This window comes from Insolitispirillum peregrinum, from assembly GCF_900156605.1.
GTDB lineage: Bacteria > Pseudomonadota > Alphaproteobacteria > Rhodospirillales > Rhodospirillaceae > Insolitispirillum > Insolitispirillum peregrinum.
Genome location: NZ_FTOA01000001.1, coordinates 633,957 through 650,242 on the forward strand (window position 1 = coordinate 633,957; position 16,286 = coordinate 650,242).

The following is a 16,286-nucleotide window of genomic DNA, read 5'->3' on the forward strand; positions in this document are numbered from 1 at the left end:
ATGGGGGGAGGCGATGATCGAACGCAAAATCTTTGCCGGTCCAAAGGTTCGCCGCCTGCGGCAGTCGTTGTCGCTGACGCAGGCGGCGATGGCGCGGACGCTGGGGGTTTCTGCCAGTTATCTCAATCTGGTCGAGCGCAATCAGCGACCGCTGACCGCGCAGCTGTTGCTGAAGCTGGCCGAGTGCTATCAGCTTGACCTGCGCGACCTGAACGGCGATGGCGAGGCCCGGCTGGCCGCCGAACTGACCGAGGCATTGGCGGACCCGGTGTTTACCGACAAGCTGCCTTCGACCACCGAGGTTCTGGAAACAGCAACCGCCGCTCCGGCGATGGCACAGGCGTTTTTAACCCTCTACCGGGCCTATCGCCGCAGTTGTCAGGGTGGAACGGCCCTGACCGGCGGCCTGTCAACCCGCGAACGCCATCCGGCAGAGCGCGATGACCGCTTTCCAATCGAGGAGGTGCGCGATTATTTCCACGCCCACAGCAATTTCATTGCTGAACTGGACACCGAGGCCGAAAGCCTGTCCGGGCGGCTGAATGATCCCGATGACCTGTTTGCCAGCCTGCGGGCGTATTTGCGCGACCGCCACGGCATTCGGGTGACGGTGCTGCCTCTGCATGCCATGCCGGATATGTTGCGGCGGTTTGACCGCCACCAGCGGCGGCTGTTCCTGTCAGAAGTGTTGCCGATGCCCAGCCGGATTTTTCAGGCGGCGGTGCAGGTGGCACTGGAAGACCATGCCGGGTTGCTGGATCGCCTGAGCGCCGAAGCCGGTCTGAACACCGATGATGCCCGCAAGCTGTGCCGGATCGGATTGGCCAATCATTTCGCCGGAGCGGTGATGATGCCCTATGGTGCCTTTCTGGAGGCGGCAGGCCGGGTGCGCTATGACATGACCCTGTTGGCCAGCCGCTTTGGGGCCAGCATCGAACAGGTGGCGCACCGGTTGACCACCCTGCAAAAACCCGGTCGCCGGGGAGTGCCGTTCTTTTTGCTGCGGCTGGACAACGCGGGCAACATCTCCAAGCGGTTTTCTGCCGGAGGCTTCCACTTTGCCCGCTTTGGCGGTACCTGTCCGCGCTGGCGGGTCCACGATGCCTTTGCCCAGCCGGGGCAGACACTGGTGCAGCCGGTCGAGTTGCCGGACGGCACCGTCTATCTGACCGTCTCGCGCACCGTTGACAGTGTGCCGACCCCCTATCCGGGGGTGGCGCGCAAGCTGGCGATCAGTTTGGGGTGCGAGGCATCTCACCGGGCGCAGGTGGTCTATGGTGATGGCCTTGACCTTGATGCTCCGGCAGCGGTCACGCCGATTGGTGTAACCTGCCGGTTGTGCGAACGCCCCAACTGTCCAGCCCGTGCCTTTCCGCCGGTAACGCGACCGCTGACCATTGACGCCGGTCAGAAAAACATGTCGGCGTTCCAGTTCGGGTAGGGAGGCTTATTTCGCCACCGGCAACGGGATCGGCTGGTTGCGGATGGTCTGGCCGATGGCCTTGACCAGCGCCGGGGTCATCAGGCGGGCGCTGGCGACCGCTCCCTGTTGGGCGATCGGGCCATTGGCCCAGCCATCCCACAGGCGTTTACCGTTGGTGGTGTCATTGATGGAAATCTGATAGCGCACGCTGGGGCCACCATTGGCGACGGTGGCGCTCTGCTCGGCAGATTTGCCTTCGCCGGTGACCAGACTGCTCTGGGTCGAGGAAAAGACGTTCAGGTGGGCGCGATAGCGCTGGTTGGCCTTGTCGGTCCCATCGACCTCCAGCACCGACGAGCCGCCGGGGGTGACGCCATCGGCCTGCCCGCTCATTTCAAAGCTGAGGCTGAGCGGGGCCTTGCCGTCGGTGACCTGATAGCCAGCGGCCAGCAGGGCCTCCTTTAACTGGGCGGCGATGGCAAGGCTGTCGTCAGAGTCCTCGTACAGCTGAATCTGGATCGGGCGGGCGAACGAGGCGTTCTGATAGGACACCGCGTTCAGCATCAGCCCGCTGTCGTTGACCTGCTGGTTGGCAGAGGCGGCAGTGGTGCTGCCTTCGCGGGCGATGGCGTCGCGGATTTCGGCTGCCGAGGCGGCAGGCGGCGGCGGGGCGTCGTGGCCCGGGCTGAACGGCGCAGAGACCGGCGGTTCATCCAGCGCGGCTGCCATCACTCCGGCAGAGATGCCAACCGTAGCGGTTAAGCCAAGGACCGAGGCCAGCAGCAGGCGCGGCAGGGACGGGGCGGCAGCAAATGACGGCATGAGAGCAACCTTATCTTGCAGTTCGGAACGCAGATGCTTTGCAGGTATGCAGTACATCGCGCCGGACAGGCGAAATGTCCAGCCCCTTTTCTGGACTTTCTGCGTCCGCCTATCGTACGCCCAGAGTCTGCCGGACGATCGTATCAGTCAGGGTACGGATAATGTGGGCCATCCGGGTCAGCAATGTGCCAAGGGCCGGATCGGCGGAGGCCAGCAGTTGATCAAATTCGGCCTGAGGCAAGCGGCGCAAAACCGTTGGTTTCAGGGCGCGGGCGGTGGCGCTGCGTGGCATGTGCTCGATCAGGGCCATTTCGCCGATAATTTCGCCGCTGCCACAGGTGGATAGCAGAATTTCGGCGGTGCCGACCCGGCGACTGATTTCCATCAGCCCGTCGAGGATGACATAGGCATCGCTGCCCTGTTCGCCCTCGTGGAACAGGATGTCGCCAGCAGCAAGACTCAGGTCGTCTGCCGCCGGGATGGCAGGAACGGAGGGGGGAATACTGGCAGGCGATGAGGTCATGGGACGCCCTTTACTGTGGAGGTTTCAACATATGTGAACGTATATTTGGGGGTGAATGGACTTGCAAAGCATAGCAAAAATTAGGGATATCTTTGTGATCATTCTCCCATAATTTGGTGGATCAGCCATTTTATCGTCAAGCTGTATTGCTATGGTTGATTTGCTCTGTTGACTGTGCGAGTAACTGTAAGCGGGAATGATGGCGCATTTCTGGTGCATATGGTCCTGATGGCAAACACAGGGACTGACGTGCCCGAGAATGGCCTGAGGGATGAGGCGAGGGAACGTGACCGTGGACGATACCAGTAGCTTGTCGCTTGATCGGATTGAACCTTTGGCCGTTCTGTCGCCCGAGGTGCGGGCGGACATCGCCCGTTTGTGCAGCTGGAAGCGGTTTGGCCCGCACGAGCAGATTATTGACCGCCAGAGCGATACCCGCGACCTGCTGTTTCTGGTGCGTGGCAGCGTGCGGGTGGTGATTTATTCCGTTAGTGGGCGTGAACTGACGCTGGATGATCTGAAAGAAGGCGCGTTTCTGGGGGAACTGTCTGCCATTGATGGCCATCCGCGCTCTGCCAGCGTGATGTCGCTGACCGAAACGGTGATCGCCTCGTTGTCGGCCGAGCATTTCCGCCGCTTGTTGGCCCAGCATAGCGACTTTGCGATGATGGTGATGAAACGGCTGGCGTCGATGGTGCGCGCCTCGACCGACCGGATTATCGACCTGTCGACGCTGGGGGCCAATAACCGCGTTCATGCCGAGCTGCTGCGGCAGGCCCGGCTGGCGGGAGAGCGGGATGATGGCAGCGCCATCCTGAAGCCGATCCCGGTCCATGGCGATATGGCCAGCCGTGTCAGTACGACGCGGGAAACGGTGGCGCGGGTGCTGAACGATCTGGCTCGTCAGGGGCTGGTGCGGCGCGAGCGTGACGCGCTGGTGATCGTCGATCTTGCCCGTCTGGAAGAAATGGTGGAAGAGGTGAGGGGGGAGTAAATCTCCCTCTTTGGTTTGTCGCCGTGATTTTGCGCAAGACCGCAACAAGACCGTGGAGCGCTGCTCCACACCTCGCCGGGGCCTTGAGGCCCCGGACCCCGTTAATTTGATAGTGAAAGAAAAAATGGGGGTTTGGGGGAATTGTCCCCCAAACGGTTCAGGCAGGCAGCCTGCACTGGTTCCTTTTGGGGATCATAGTCAAGGCTCACGGCTGTGATGCCGTTTTGATGGCGATCAGCGATTTTGTCAGGCCGAAGACTTTTTCCCGGTGAATATGCGCGTCGGGGAACAGGGCCTGCAGGGTTCGGGCACTGAGCAGTGTGCAGCTTTCGGCAATCATCCGGGAGTCCAGCAGATCGCGCCCTCGCCGCATATGGCCCAACTGGACGCGCCGGATCAGTGCCGTCTGCGCCCAGCGCGGCAGCCAGTGAAATCCAACCGTCAGAAAATGCGGTTCCAGCGGAAACCAGAACGATGGTGTCTGGATGAAGTACGATGGAGCCGCCCTGAGAACCGCGTCGCGGAATTGCATCTGGTCGCGGGTGCCGCCGACATGCTCGATACAGGAATTGGAAAAGCACAGATCATAGCGCTGTGACGGGATGAACTGGCGAACGTCAGCCTGAATCGCACTGAACAGATCGGTCTGTCTGAGTGTTTGCGGGCGGGTGTTCACCAGCGTGATGTGGATGCCGTTGTCCCGTAGATAGTCATAGCCGACCGAAGCCCAGAAATCTTCTGTGCCGCCAAAATCCACGATGCGGACGCCCTGTCCGTTGGGGGCACACTGTTGCAGGGTTTGCTTCAGGATTTCCGCACGGCGCCTGCGGGCCTTGAACGCCATGCTGTCGCTGTTCCGGTAATCGGTCAGGATCGTTCTCAGGGACACGGCGGTTCTTCCCTTTCTTTGGCGTAGGCAACAAAAAAGGGCCCGTACTGGACGGACCCTTTCTTTGTATCCTGGAAACCCGGAGAGCCGGAGCTCTTAGCGCTTCGAGAACTGGAAGGAACGGCGGGCCTTGGCCTTACCGTACTTCTTACGTTCAACGGCACGCGGGTCACGGGTCAGGAAGCCGGCAGCCTTCAGGGCCGGGCGCAGGCCGGGCTCGTAGTAGGTCAGGGCGCGGCTCAGGCCGTGGCGGATGGCGCCAGCCTGACCGGACAGACCACCACCGGTGACGGTGCACATCACGTCCCACTGATCAACAGCGTTGATGGTGGAGAACGGCTGGTTGATCATCATGCGCAGAACCGGACGCGGGAAATAGTTTTCCAGGGTACGGCCATTGACAATGAACTTGCCGGTGCCGGGTTTGATCCACACGCGGGCGATAGCGTTCTTGCGGCGACCGGTGGCGTAAGAGCGACCAAACTGGTCACGCTTCGGTTCGACCTTGGCAACGTCAGCCGAAGTCACGGCGTCCTTGAGATCGTCGAGGGCCATGGCTTAGGCGCTCCTTTTGTTCTTCGGGTTCCGGGCGGCGAAGTCCAGGACTTCAGGCTGCTGGGCATCATGCGGATGCTCGGTACCAGCATAAACGCGCAGCTTTTTCAGCTGGGCGCGACCCAGAGGCCCACGGGGAACCATGCGTTCCACGGCCTTTTCGATCACGCGCTCGGGGTAGTTGCCACCGAGGATCTGACCGATGGTGCGTTCCTTGATACCGCCCGGGTGGCCGGTGTGCCAAAAGAACTTCTTGTCGGTCAGCTTGCGGCCGGTCAGCTTGACCTTGTCCGCATTGATCACCACGACATGGTCGCCGGTGTCGATGTGCGGGGTGTAGGTCGGCTTGTGCTTGCCGCGCAGGATGTTGGCGATGGTTGATGCCAGACGGCCGAGAACGACACCGTTGGCGTCGATCACGTACCACTTCCGATCAACCTCGCTCGGCTTGGCGGAGTAGGTCTTCATAGCTCTCACTTCGTCAATTCGCGGGGGGGGAGCGTCGGGACTGTCCCGGCGCTGATCCCCGGAGGTCCGCTATCGGAAGCCGTCAGGGCAGCTTCGTCAGCGGTGAATTCCAGAGGCGCGGAGTATGCCACGGTTCCGGGTGAAGTCAACAGGGAAAGTGCACGAAGGTATCGGTAATTGTCTTTATAAAACAATGGGTTATAGATGTAGTATTATGGTACCTGCATTTTTTCCGGCAGGCTTTGCCCTTTATATTCCCCCTTTATCGGCAAAACACGATATAACAAAACATAAATGTGTATGGCTGGTTGCTGTTTTCGGGATACGCCGGTCTGCACAGCCAAAATATCGGAGCATCCTGCAGGCGGGCTGTGCGATGCTCTGGGGGAACGTCTCGTTTTGCGTGTCACCAGTAATGTGGGAGTTCTGAATGACGACGGTTGCGGCTATTTCCTTTCACGATAACCACTCGATCAGCATGGATGTCGAAGGCATCCAGGAAATCGTTCTGGGGCGTCCGATGCAAGTCACTGATGATCAATGGTTTTGTGAATTGGTGATTCATACGGAAAACGGTAAGCTGTCCTTGCAGTTGCTGGCAGATGATGCTGGCAAGTTCAAGGTGGACAGCAAGGCGGACGGCGAAGCGGACGATTTCGCTTCGGCGTAGGCAGACAGGGCCCAAAACAGGCGGGCGAAAAGAGGTGGGGCGTGAGTGGAGCAGACCACATAATCCTGTTGTCCGGCGGGTTGCTGCTGGTCAGCATTCTGGCCGGGCTGGTTTCATCGCGCGTCGGTGCTCCCCTGCTGCTGGTCTTCCTCGGATTGGGGATGCTGGCAGGGGAAGACGGTCTGGGGGGAATCGTTTTTAACGATTTCCAGGGCACCTATACTCTGGCCAGCATCGCGCTGGCGATCATCCTGTTCGATGGCGGGTTGCGCACGCCGCTGCGCACGGTGCGGGCGGCGTGGGCACCATCTCTGGCGTTGGCCACCATCGGGGTGTTGATCACGGCCGGGCTGACCGGGCTGGCGGCCCGTTATGCCTTTCATGCCGACTGGCCAACGGCCCTGCTGATGGGAACCGTGGTGGCATCGACCGATGCCGCCGCCGTGTTCCTGTTGCTGCACCAGCACAGTCTTGATATCCGCCGTCGGGTCGCGGCCACTCTGGAAGTCGAATCCGGGGCCAACGACCCGATGGCCATCTTTCTGACCCTGACGCTGGTCGAACTGATTGCCCATGGCGGCAGCAAGGGCCTGAACCTTGATGCCGATCTGTCGGTGTTGGCAATGGAGCTGGGTTACCGCTTTTTGCTGGCGTTCGGGGTGGGGGCGTCGTTCGGGATTTTGGGAGGGATGCTGCTCGGGCGGTTGGTCAACCGTCTGGAGCTGGCGCCGGGGCTGTATCCGGTGTTCGTCGTTGCCGGGGCGCTGACCCTGTTCGGGGCGACGCAGGTTTTGCATGGCAGCGGCTTTCTTGCCGTTTATCTGGCGGGTATTGCGGCGGGGAACCAGCGCCTGCGCGCCAATACCCTGATCCGGCGGTTCCATGACGGGATCGCCTGGATCAGTCAGATCGTTTTGCTGATCATTCTGGGGTTGCTGGTGACGCCTCATACGCTGGGGCCGTATTTGCTCCCCGGTGCAGCGGTGGCAATTGCGCTGGTGCTGGTCGCCCGTCCGGCGGCGGTGTTCCTGTGCCTGACGTTCACCTCCTTCCGGCTGGAAGAGCGTCTGTTCATCGCGTTTGTCGGTTTGCGCGGTGCGGTGCCGATTTATCTGGCGATGATCCCGGTCCTTGAACGTCTGGAGGCCTCGCAGCAGATTTTTGCCGCTACCTTTGTGGTGGTGCTGGTGTCACTGATCATTCAGGGCTGGAGCGTGCCGTGGGTTGCACGCTGGCTGGACGTGCAAATTCCGCCAGCCCCCGAGCCGACCAACCGTCTGGATGTCAATCTGCCGTCACAGATGGACCGCGAAGTGGTCGGCTATACCATCAAGGATGGCAGTGGGGCGCTGGGCAAAACATTGGCCGAGATGAAACTGCCGCCGGGAACCCGGCTGTTGGCAGTGCTGCGGGAGAATTATGTGGTACCGGATCGGGCGCTGGCCGATTTCAAGGCCGATGACTATGTCCTGCTGATTTCACCGCCCGAGCACACCATGACGCTGGACCGGAAATTCCTGCCCAAACGCCGCTCGGAACGCGAAAAAGAAATGACCATGGTCGATTTCAGCTTTCCGGCTGCGGCACCCTATGCGGCAGTGGCGGCCGCCTATGAACTGCCGATGGCCCCCGAAGATCAGGGGCGCTCTTTGGCCGATGTCATTCTGGCCCGGCTGAAGGTGGCCCCGGTGCGCGGCGAGCGGGTGCGGATCGGGGAAGCCGAGCTGGTGGTGATGGAAATGGATGGGGTGAACCCCTCGGCCATCGGTCTGCGGCTGGAACCGCCGCCGCCACCGCAGGCGGTGACCCGTTTGCGGTCTTCGCTGCTGTGGGCGCACCGGCGGCTGGGGCTGGGACGCCTGCGGCTTCGCAGGCGCCGGGCATAGACCAGCATGCACGGCACGCTGGTCTGGCTTCAGTGATGGCGCGCAAACTGCTCTGGCAACAGGGCAAGGGTTAACGGCCACACCACTGCGGCGGCCGTTTCCCCAGAAAGGCGTCGATCCCTTCGGCAGCGTCAGCGGCGGCCATGTTGCGCGCCATGACCTCGCTGGCGTAGTCATAGGCATCGGCCAGCGGCATTTCGACCTGCCGATAAAAGGCTTCCTTGCCGATCGCCAGCGTCAGCGGGCTTTTGCTGGCGATGGCCCGGGCCATGCCGTAAACGGCACCGTCAAGCTCTTCGGCGGCCACGGCCTCGTTGATCAGGCCAAAGGCAGCAGCACGGCTGGCCGGTATCGGCTTGCCGGACAGCAACATCTCCATGGCAATCTTGCGCGGCACGTTGCGCGACAACGCCACCATCGGCGTCGAGCAGAACAGGCCAATGTTGACCCCCGGCGTGGCAAACTGGGCGCTGTCCGCCGCATAGGCCAGATCGCAACTGGCGACCAACTGGCAGCCTGCGGCGGTTGCCATGGCGTGCACGCGGGCAATCACCGGCTTGGGCAGGGTGACAATCGACATCATCATGCGGGAGCATTGCTGAAACAGCGCCAGATGCTGCTCATTGTGCAGACTCTGGACTTCCTTCAGGTCATGTCCGGCGCAAAAGGCCGGACCATTGGCGGCCAGCACCACCACCGTCACCGAGGCATCATCGCGCAAGGCGTCCAGTTGCTGCTGGAGGGCCGCCATTAACGGACGGGACAGGGCATTGCGTGCCTGCGGGCGGTTCAGGGTCAGGGTGCAGATACCGTCACGATCATCACGCAGCAGAATATCATCGGGGGCTGTCTGGCTCATGGGGTTTCCTCTGGATTTTTGGGGAGCTGCCGTTACGACAGTCTTTTATGCCTGCCGGTACACCGGTAAGCTCAAGCCCACTATAACCAGCCGTCGCGGTATTTCAAACCGCGCAAAACGAGAGCATTGTGCGAAAAGTGGGGACCGGTTTTCGCAGAAACAATGCGACAGAACAAAATACTAGAGTAGCGTGCCCGCGTCCGGTTTAACGCACGCTGCTCTAGAGCATTGTGCGAAAAGTGGGGACCGGTTTTCGCAGAAACAATGCGACAGAACAAAATATTAGAGCAGCGTGCCCGCGTCCGGTTTAACGCACGCTGCTCCAGGGACGAAACACCCAATGTCGGAGACGCCAATGTCAAAAATCACTCTGGCTGAAATTCAGGAAATCCTCGACGCCGAGCTGCCGCTGGTCGATGTGCTCGGCATTCAGATGGAAGACGTCAAGGCAGGCGAATGCCGGGTGCGGATGGCCTTCAAGCCCGACCTGATCCGCCCCGGCGGGACCATTGCCGGGCCTGCGATGATGGCGCTGGCCGATCTGGCGATGTACGGGGTGGTGCTGAGTCTGGTCGGGCGCATTGAGCTGGCGGTAACCACCAACCTCAACATCAACTTCCTGCGCAAACCGGCGCAGGCCGACATGCTGGCGGTCGGGCGACTGCTGAAAGGCGGCAAGCGGCTGGTGGTGGTCGAGGTCGATTTGTATTCCGAGGCTGAGCCGGACCAGTTGGTGGCCCATGTGACCGGAACCTACTCGGTCCCCCCGCAAGGCTGAAAAAAGAGCCTCCCGGGCTGGAAACTGTCCGGTCCGGGAGCGGATTACAGAGCAGTGTGCGAAAAGCGGGAACCGGTTTCCGAAAAAAACAATGCGGCAATACAAAAGGTTAGAGCAGCGTGCCTGCGTCATGTCACAGTACACGACAGTTGGTGGGATCAGTGTGGGCTACCGCCCAAGCCCGTTTGGTGGCCATGCCCCCAAGCCCCCATTTTTTCTTTTATGATCAAAGGAGTGGGGTCTGGGGCCTCAAGGCCCCAGCGAGGTGTGGAGCAGCGCTCCACGGTACTGTCGTGTACTGTGGCATCATGTTTAACGCACGCTGATCCAGGCGGTCAATTCATGCGCTTGACCAAAGCGCGAACGCCACGGCCCTCGGTGAACTCGTGCATGATCAGTTCGACATCAATCACCCGATAGACGCGATCCCCCCGCATGTGGAACGTGTGCCCAATGCGCGGGGCAATGTCGGCATCAAAGAACTTGTTGATTTCTCTGGGATCGGGGGAGTCGATGATCACATAGCGCATGGCAAGGCTCCTGTTGAAATCCCGGCATTCCGGAATGGCCGCAAGTCCGCCTTCTGTCGAACAGGCTCGACGATGAGATTCCGGTTCAGGAGATCTCAATCTGGATGCTTTCAGTCTAGGTGTTGGCGCGACCGGATCGCAACAGAAACTATTTTAGTCGTATTTTTATCAATATTTTCATGAACGCCCTGTAATGGAAAAAGGGAGCCCTCAAGGCTCCCTTTTCCTTTATCTGATACTGGAATAAATCAGGTCAGACTGCTGATATTCCAAATCTTCTTTGCATAGTCATGAATCGAGCGGTCCGACGAGAATGTGCCCATGTTGGCGACGTTCAGGATCGCCTTGCGCACCCATGTCCCCTGATCTCGGTAGGCCTTGTCAACCTGATCCTGCACGGCAGCATAGGAGTCAAAGTCGGCCATCAGGAAATAATGATCGCCGTGTGACAGCAAGGTGTCATAAATCGCCTGATAGCGGTGCGGATCGTCGGGGGTAAAGAAGCCGCTGGCGATCATGTCCACCGCCCGCTTCAGGGCCGGGTTGTTGTGATAGAAATCCCACGGGCGATAGCCATGGGCGCGCATTTCGGCGACGCCTTCGGCGGTCATGCCGCAAATGAAGATGTTCTCTTCGCCGACCGCATCGCGGATTTCGATGTTGGCACCATCCAGCGTCCCGATGGTCAGGGCGCCGTTCAGGGCAAACTTCATGTTGCCGGTCCCCGAGGCTTCGGTGCCTGCGGTCGAAATCTGTTCCGACAGGTCGGTGCCGGGAATGACGATTTCCGCCGTCGAGACATTATAGTTCGGCACAAAGGCCAGCCCCAGACGCCCACGGGTGCGCGGGTCGTTGTTGATCACCTGTGCCACGTCGTTGATCAGGTGAATGATCTGTTTGGCGAGGAAATAGCCGGGGGCCGACTTGCCGGCGATGATCACGTTGCGCGGATGAATGTCGTCGTCACCGTCACACAGGCGGTTGTACAGGGTGATGACATGCAGCAGGTTCAGCAGTTGCCGCTTGTACTCGTGGATGCGCTTGACCTGGCTGTCAAACAGGCTGTCGGGGGAGAAGCGGACGCCGCAGCGGGTTTCGACCAGAGCGGCCAGGCGAACCTTGTTGGCGCGTTTGACGGCGGCAAAGCGGTCGCGGAAGCCGGTATCATCGGCAAACTTTTCCAGCTCCTTGATCGCCAACAGGTCGGTCCGCCAGCGGTCGCCGATGGCTTCGGTGATCAGCGACGACAGGCCCGGATTGGACTGCAACAACCAGCGGCGCTGGGTCACGCCATTGGTAACGTTGATGAATTTTTCCGGGGTCAGGCGGTTGAAGTCGGCAAAGACATTGATGCGCATCAGGTCGGTGTGCAGGGCGGCGACGCCGTTGACATGCGACGAGCCGACAACGCACAGGTGCGCCATGCGGATGCGACGGTGGGAGTCATCGACCAGGCTCAGGCGTGACAGGATGTCGGGCTGGCCGGGGAAATGGATCTTCACCTGTTGCAGGAAGGCAAAGTTGATCTTGTAGATCAGGTCAAGGTGGCGCGGCAGCAGGGCTTCGAGCATGGCAATCGGCCAGGTCTCCAGCGCCTCGGGCAGCAGGGTGTGGTTGGTGTAGTTGAAGGTGTGGCTGGTGATGTCCCACGCCTTTTCATAAGAATAGCCGTACTGGTCGATCAACAGGCGCATCAGCTCGGGGATCGCCAGCGACGGGTGGGTGTCGTTGAGCTGGATGCAGACCTTTTCCGGCAGCTTGTCCAGGCTGTGGCCGCTGCGGTTGTGGCGGGCCAGAATGTCCTGCAACGACGCCGAGACAAAGAAATACTCCTGCATCAGGCGCAGTTCCTGCCCCATCAGGGTGGTGTCGGCAGGGTACAGAACCTTGGACAGGTTTTCGGAAATGGTCTTGTCCTTCACCGCGTCGATGTAGTTGCCCTGATTGAAATACTTCAGGTCAAAATCACGGGTGGCGCGGGCCGACCACAGGCGCAGCTTGGTGACCACGCCGGAGTCATGCCCGGAAACCGGCACGTCATAGGCCATGGCAATCACGTCTTCGGTATCGACCCACTGGCGGACATCCTGCCCGCGGTCATCCTTGTAGGACGCGATACGGCCCCGGAAGCGGACCGGATAGATGATGTTCGGGCGTTCAAATTCCCACGGATTGCCATAGCGCAGCCAGGTTTCCGGGTGTTCGACCTGCTCGCCGTTTTCGATCCGCTGGGTGAACATACCGAATTCATAGCGGATGCCATAGCCAAAGCCGGGGTAGGAATGGGTGGCGAGGCTGTCGAGGAAGCACGCCGCCAGACGGCCCAGACCGCCGTTGCCGAGGGCGGCATCATATTCGAACTCGCTGACCGCTTCGATATCCTGCCCCAGTTCGGCCAGAGCCTGCCGCACCTTTTCATAGAGGCCGGTGTCGAGCAGGTTCTTGATCAGCGAACGGCCGGTCAGATATTCCAGCGACAGGTAATAGACCCGGCGGACATCCTGTTCCCGCTCGCGCAGGGCGGTGTTCATGTACTGCTCGGACAACAGGCCGCGCACCACCCCGGCGGCGGCATAGAGCCAGTCGCGCTGCGAGGCATAGCTGGGAGAAACCCCGACGTTATGGACCAGATAGCTTTTGAGCTGGCGCTTGATGTCGTCAATGGTGTCGAGGGCAATCAGGTCCCCCTCATCACCAGACGTGGCGGGCTGAATATCCTGATCCATCGGAACGGTCTGGTCCGTCATGGGCTTATCCCTTGTTGCTGATGATATGACTGCTGGGTGATCTGAACGACCGGTGTTAGGGGGCGGCGAGGGCGTCGTCAAACAGGCTCATGTACGCCTCGGCGGCGCGCTGCCAGCCAAAATCCTGCTCCATCGCCCGGCGCTGGGCGGCTTGCCAGGCGTCGGGGTGATTATAGACGCTCAGGGCGCGGAAGAACGCCCCTTGCAGGCCTTCGAGGGTCGGAGACTCGAACACAAAGCCGGTGCCATGATGCGCGTCGGCGGTGGGAATGTCATGCACGGTGTCGGCCAGCCCGCCAGTGCGGCGCACCAGCGGCAGGGCACCATAGCGCAGGGCGTACAGTTGGGTCAGGCCGCACGGCTCAAAGCGCGAGGGGACCAGGAACAGGTCACTGGAGGCCTGCACCAGATGGGCCAGCGGTTCGTTGTAGCCAATGTCCACCCCGACCGAACCGGGGAAGCGGTGCGGCAGGCTGGTAACCGTGCGCTCGAGGGCGGCGTCGCCGCTGCCGACCAGCACCACCTGCGCCCCGGCGGCCACCATCGCCGGAATGGCACTGGCAACCAGATCGACACCCTTTTGATCGGAAAAGCGGCTGACCAGCCCCAGCAACGGCGCATCAGGGCGCGGATCAAGGCCGAGGCGCTGTTGCAGGACCGCTTTGTTCTGTGCCTTGCCCTGCACAAAGCTGGTGCTGTCATAGCTGGCGGGGATCAGGTGATCGCAGGACGGGTCCCACAGCTGGTAATCGACACCGTTCAGGATGCCGCGCAGGTGCCCGGCGCGGGCGCGTCCGGCCAGCAGGCCATCCAGCCCCCGGCCACCTTCGGGGGTGGTGATTTCCCATGCGTAGGTGGGGGAGACGGTGGTCAGGCGGTCGGCATAGTACAGCCCGGCTTTCAGGAAGCTGACCTTGCCGTTGAATTCCAGCCCGAAGATCGAAAAGCTTTCCGGCGGCAGGCCGATTTCCGGCAGGATGTCGCGTGCGAAAATGCCCTGAAAATGCAGGTTATGGATGGTAAAGACCGTGCGCGGGCGGTGGCCGCTGGTGGTCAGGCGGACATAGGCCGGAACCAGCCCGGTCTGCCAGTCATTGGCGTGGATCACATCGGCCGCCCAGCCGTGGATGACCTCACCGCTGCCGATCATCGCCGCGACCTTTGACAACAGGGCAAAGCGGCGGAAATTGTCGTCATGGTCCCAGCCGTCGGGGCGCTGATAGGGGCCGCCATCACGGTCATACAGGGCCGGATTGTCCACGAACCACACCGGTACACCGCTGTCGGGCATGCGGGCGGGGATCAGGTATGTGTCTCCAAAGCCCAGCACATTGCCCAGCCACAGCGACGGACCGTGGTCCACGGCCTTGGCAACCACCGAGCGGTAAGCCGGCAGCAGGATACGGGCATCCACGCCGCAGTGCACCAATGCCTGGGGCAGGGCGCCGGCCACATCGGCAAGGCCACCGGTCTTGATCAGCGGGTAGACTTCAGAGGAGACAAGCAGAACGCGCATGGTATTTCCTGACCAGTCACCGGCGCGGCCACGGGAAGCGTCGGCAGGGAACGCCCTGATTTGGGCTGAGAAAAGTCCGTTGCTGACAATTCACGCGATTTCCCGGAGGGGTGCAATATCCTTTTGGAGCATGTCTCCCATGTTTTTCACATTTAACCATTTTCTTTCACGCAGTTGTCATTGAAAGCCCCTGACAGGCGTGTCAGATTTGAGACCATAGACGTTCGCGGCGCGAAAGACGAACGGGCGTTCTGTTGCACTGCCACCGGCCATAGGGCCGGCCATAGGGGAGGAACTAGGATGGATTCGACGGGTGCTCTGGCTGACCTCAACCGGGCCTTGCGCGGTACGCTGGCTCTGGTGCTGGCGGGAGGGCGCGGCTCGCGGCTGCGCAACCTGACCGATGACGAGGCAAAGCCTGCCGTTCCTTTCGGGGGCAAGTTCCGCATCGTCGATTTTCCGCTGTCGAACTGCGTGAATTCCGGCATCCGGCGCATTGCGGTGCCGACGCAGTACAAGGCCCATACCCTGATTCAGCATGTCCAGCGGGGCTGGGGCTTTTTCCGCGCTGAAATCAACGAATTTGTCGAGCTGTGGCCCGCCCAGCAGCAGACCAGCGAAGAAAGCTGGTATCGCGGCACCGCCGATGCGGTGTTCCAGAACCTTGATCTGGTCCGCCGCCATGACCCGGACTACATTCTGGTGCTGGCTGGCGATCACGTTTACCGGCAGGACTATTCCAAGCTGCTGGCCTATCACATCGACAAAAAAGCCGACCTGACCGTTTCCTGCGTCGAGGTTCCGCTGGATCAGGCGAAAGAGTTTGGCGTGGTCGGCGTTGATGAAACCGACACCATCGTCGATTTTCTGGAAAAGCCATCTGATCCGCCGCATGTGCCGGGCAAGCCGGAGGTGGCCTTTGCCAGCATGGGGATTTACGTCTTCAATGCCCGCTTCCTGATGGAACTGCTGGAAAAAGACGCCATCGATCCCAACTCGTCGCATGACTTCGGCAAGGACATCATTCCGGCGCTGATCAAAAGCAACCGGGTGGTGGCTCACCGCTTTGGGGATTCCTGCGTGCTGACGCCGGGGGCGGTCGAGCCTTACTGGCGCGATGTCGGAACGGTCGATGCCTATTGGGAAGCCAACCTCGACCTGACCACCATCACCCCGGAACTGGACCTGTACGACGAAAACTGGCCGATCTGGACCTATCAGCTGCAAAAGCCCGCCGCCAAGTTTGTCTTTGACAGCGATGACCGGCGCGGGATGGCGGTTGACTCGGTGGTGTCGGCGGGCTGTATCGTGTCCGGGGCAGTGGTGCGCCGCTCGCTGCTGTTCAGCTGCGTCCGGGTCAATTCCTATGCACTGGTCGAAGATACGGTGGTGCTGCCCGAGGCTGATATTGGCCGTCATTGCCGCATTCACAAGGCAATCATCGGGGCCGGGTGCAAGGTGCCCGAAGGTCTGGTGGTTGGCGAAGACCCGGTTGAGGATGCCAGACGGTTCCATGTGACCGACAAGGGCGTGACGCTGGTAACCCGACAGATGCTTGAGGCTTTGTAACAGGCAAGTCCATAACAGGCACAAGCCGTTTTTCGGCGGGCGCGCAACAGAAAGGGC

At 60.8% G+C, this 16,286-nt stretch carries 15 protein-coding genes; 6 read left to right on the forward strand and 9 right to left on the reverse strand.

Features of this window, described 5'->3' with window-relative positions; genetic code table 11:
- Positions 1 to 13 precede the first annotated feature (13 nt).
- On the forward strand, positions 14 to 1,441 hold the full coding sequence (locus tag BW995_RS02650; protein WP_076398597.1) for a helix-turn-helix domain-containing protein: 1,428 nt from the start codon (positions 14 to 16) through the stop codon (positions 1,439 to 1,441).
- 6 nt (positions 1,442 to 1,447) lie between these two features.
- On the opposite strand, the gene BW995_RS02655 is transcribed toward BW995_RS02650, so the two are convergent.
- Together BW995_RS02655 and BW995_RS02660 are read right to left on the reverse strand one after the other, a co-directional pair.
- Positions 1,448 to 2,245 carry a hypothetical protein gene (locus BW995_RS02655; protein ID WP_076398599.1) on the reverse strand — a complete coding sequence of 266 codons (798 nt, stop codon included), beginning with the start codon at positions 2,243 to 2,245 and terminating at the stop codon, positions 1,448 to 1,450.
- Positions 2,246 to 2,354: 109 nt separating this feature from the next.
- Entirely contained in the window at positions 2,355 to 2,768 is a 414-nt protein-coding gene (locus tag BW995_RS02660) for a cyclic nucleotide-binding domain-containing protein (protein WP_076398601.1), read from the reverse strand.
- Between the two features lie 292 nt (positions 2,769 to 3,060).
- Here BW995_RS02660 and BW995_RS02665 point away from each other — a divergent pair, with 292 nt between their 5' ends.
- A complete protein-coding gene (locus BW995_RS02665; protein ID WP_245821226.1) occupies positions 3,061 to 3,762 on the forward strand; it encodes a Crp/Fnr family transcriptional regulator in 702 nt (233 codons plus the stop codon).
- 205 nt (positions 3,763 to 3,967) lie between these two features.
- Here the strand turns inward: BW995_RS02665 and BW995_RS02670 are convergent, their stop codons facing one another.
- From BW995_RS02670 to rplM, 3 genes are all read right to left on the reverse strand, one after another.
- Positions 3,968 to 4,651, reverse strand: coding sequence for a hypothetical protein (locus tag BW995_RS02670; RefSeq protein ID WP_076398605.1), 684 nt, complete (start codon positions 4,649 to 4,651; stop codon positions 3,968 to 3,970).
- Positions 4,652 to 4,747: 96 nt separating this feature from the next.
- A complete protein-coding gene (gene rpsI, locus BW995_RS02675) occupies positions 4,748 to 5,206 on the reverse strand; it encodes a 30S ribosomal protein S9 (protein ID WP_076398606.1) in 459 nt (152 codons plus the stop codon).
- Positions 5,207 to 5,209: 3 nt separating this feature from the next.
- Positions 5,210 to 5,674: a 50S ribosomal protein L13 gene (gene rplM / locus BW995_RS02680; RefSeq protein WP_076398608.1), complete on the reverse strand. Its 465-nt coding sequence runs from the start codon at positions 5,672 to 5,674 to the stop codon at positions 5,210 to 5,212.
- A gap of 430 nt (positions 5,675 to 6,104) precedes the next feature.
- On the opposite strand from rplM, the gene BW995_RS02685 reads away from it, so the two are divergent.
- Together BW995_RS02685 and BW995_RS02690 are read left to right on the forward strand one after the other, a co-directional pair.
- Entirely contained in the window at positions 6,105 to 6,344 is a 240-nt protein-coding gene (locus BW995_RS02685; RefSeq protein ID WP_076398609.1) for a hypothetical protein, read from the forward strand.
- Between the two features lie 41 nt (positions 6,345 to 6,385).
- Complete coding sequence (locus BW995_RS02690; RefSeq protein WP_076398610.1) at positions 6,386 to 8,230, forward strand: potassium/proton antiporter; 1,845 nt, start codon at positions 6,386 to 6,388, stop codon at positions 8,228 to 8,230.
- A 70-nt stretch (positions 8,231 to 8,300) separates the two neighbouring features.
- Here BW995_RS02690 and BW995_RS02695 read toward each other — a convergent pair whose 3' ends face one another.
- Positions 8,301 to 9,089, reverse strand: a complete 789-nt coding sequence (locus tag BW995_RS02695; protein WP_076398612.1) for an enoyl-CoA hydratase — start codon at positions 9,087 to 9,089, stop codon at positions 8,301 to 8,303.
- Positions 9,090 to 9,444: 355 nt separating this feature from the next.
- On the opposite strand from BW995_RS02695, the gene BW995_RS02700 reads away from it, so the two are divergent.
- A complete protein-coding gene (locus BW995_RS02700; RefSeq protein WP_076398614.1) occupies positions 9,445 to 9,867 on the forward strand; it encodes a PaaI family thioesterase in 423 nt (140 codons plus the stop codon).
- 335 nt (positions 9,868 to 10,202) lie between these two features.
- Here BW995_RS02700 and BW995_RS02705 read toward each other — a convergent pair whose 3' ends face one another.
- The 3 genes from BW995_RS02705 to glgA all read right to left on the reverse strand — a co-directional run bounded on the left by BW995_RS02705 (position 10,203) and on the right by glgA (position 14,660).
- Positions 10,203 to 10,397, reverse strand: coding sequence for a hypothetical protein (locus tag BW995_RS02705; protein ID WP_076398616.1), 195 nt, complete (start codon positions 10,395 to 10,397; stop codon positions 10,203 to 10,205).
- Positions 10,398 to 10,645: 248 nt separating this feature from the next.
- Positions 10,646 to 13,123, reverse strand: coding sequence for a glycogen/starch/alpha-glucan phosphorylase (locus BW995_RS02710; protein ID WP_076398907.1), 2,478 nt, complete (start codon positions 13,121 to 13,123; stop codon positions 10,646 to 10,648).
- Between the two features lie 76 nt (positions 13,124 to 13,199).
- Positions 13,200 to 14,660 carry a glycogen synthase GlgA gene (gene glgA, locus BW995_RS02715; RefSeq protein ID WP_076398617.1) on the reverse strand — a complete coding sequence of 487 codons (1,461 nt, stop codon included), beginning with the start codon at positions 14,658 to 14,660 and terminating at the stop codon, positions 13,200 to 13,202.
- A gap of 300 nt (positions 14,661 to 14,960) precedes the next feature.
- On the opposite strand from glgA, the gene glgC reads away from it, so the two are divergent.
- Positions 14,961 to 16,229: a glucose-1-phosphate adenylyltransferase gene (glgC, locus tag BW995_RS02720; RefSeq protein WP_076398619.1), complete on the forward strand. Its 1,269-nt coding sequence runs from the start codon at positions 14,961 to 14,963 to the stop codon at positions 16,227 to 16,229.
- The last annotated feature ends 57 nt before the right edge of the window (positions 16,230 to 16,286 follow it).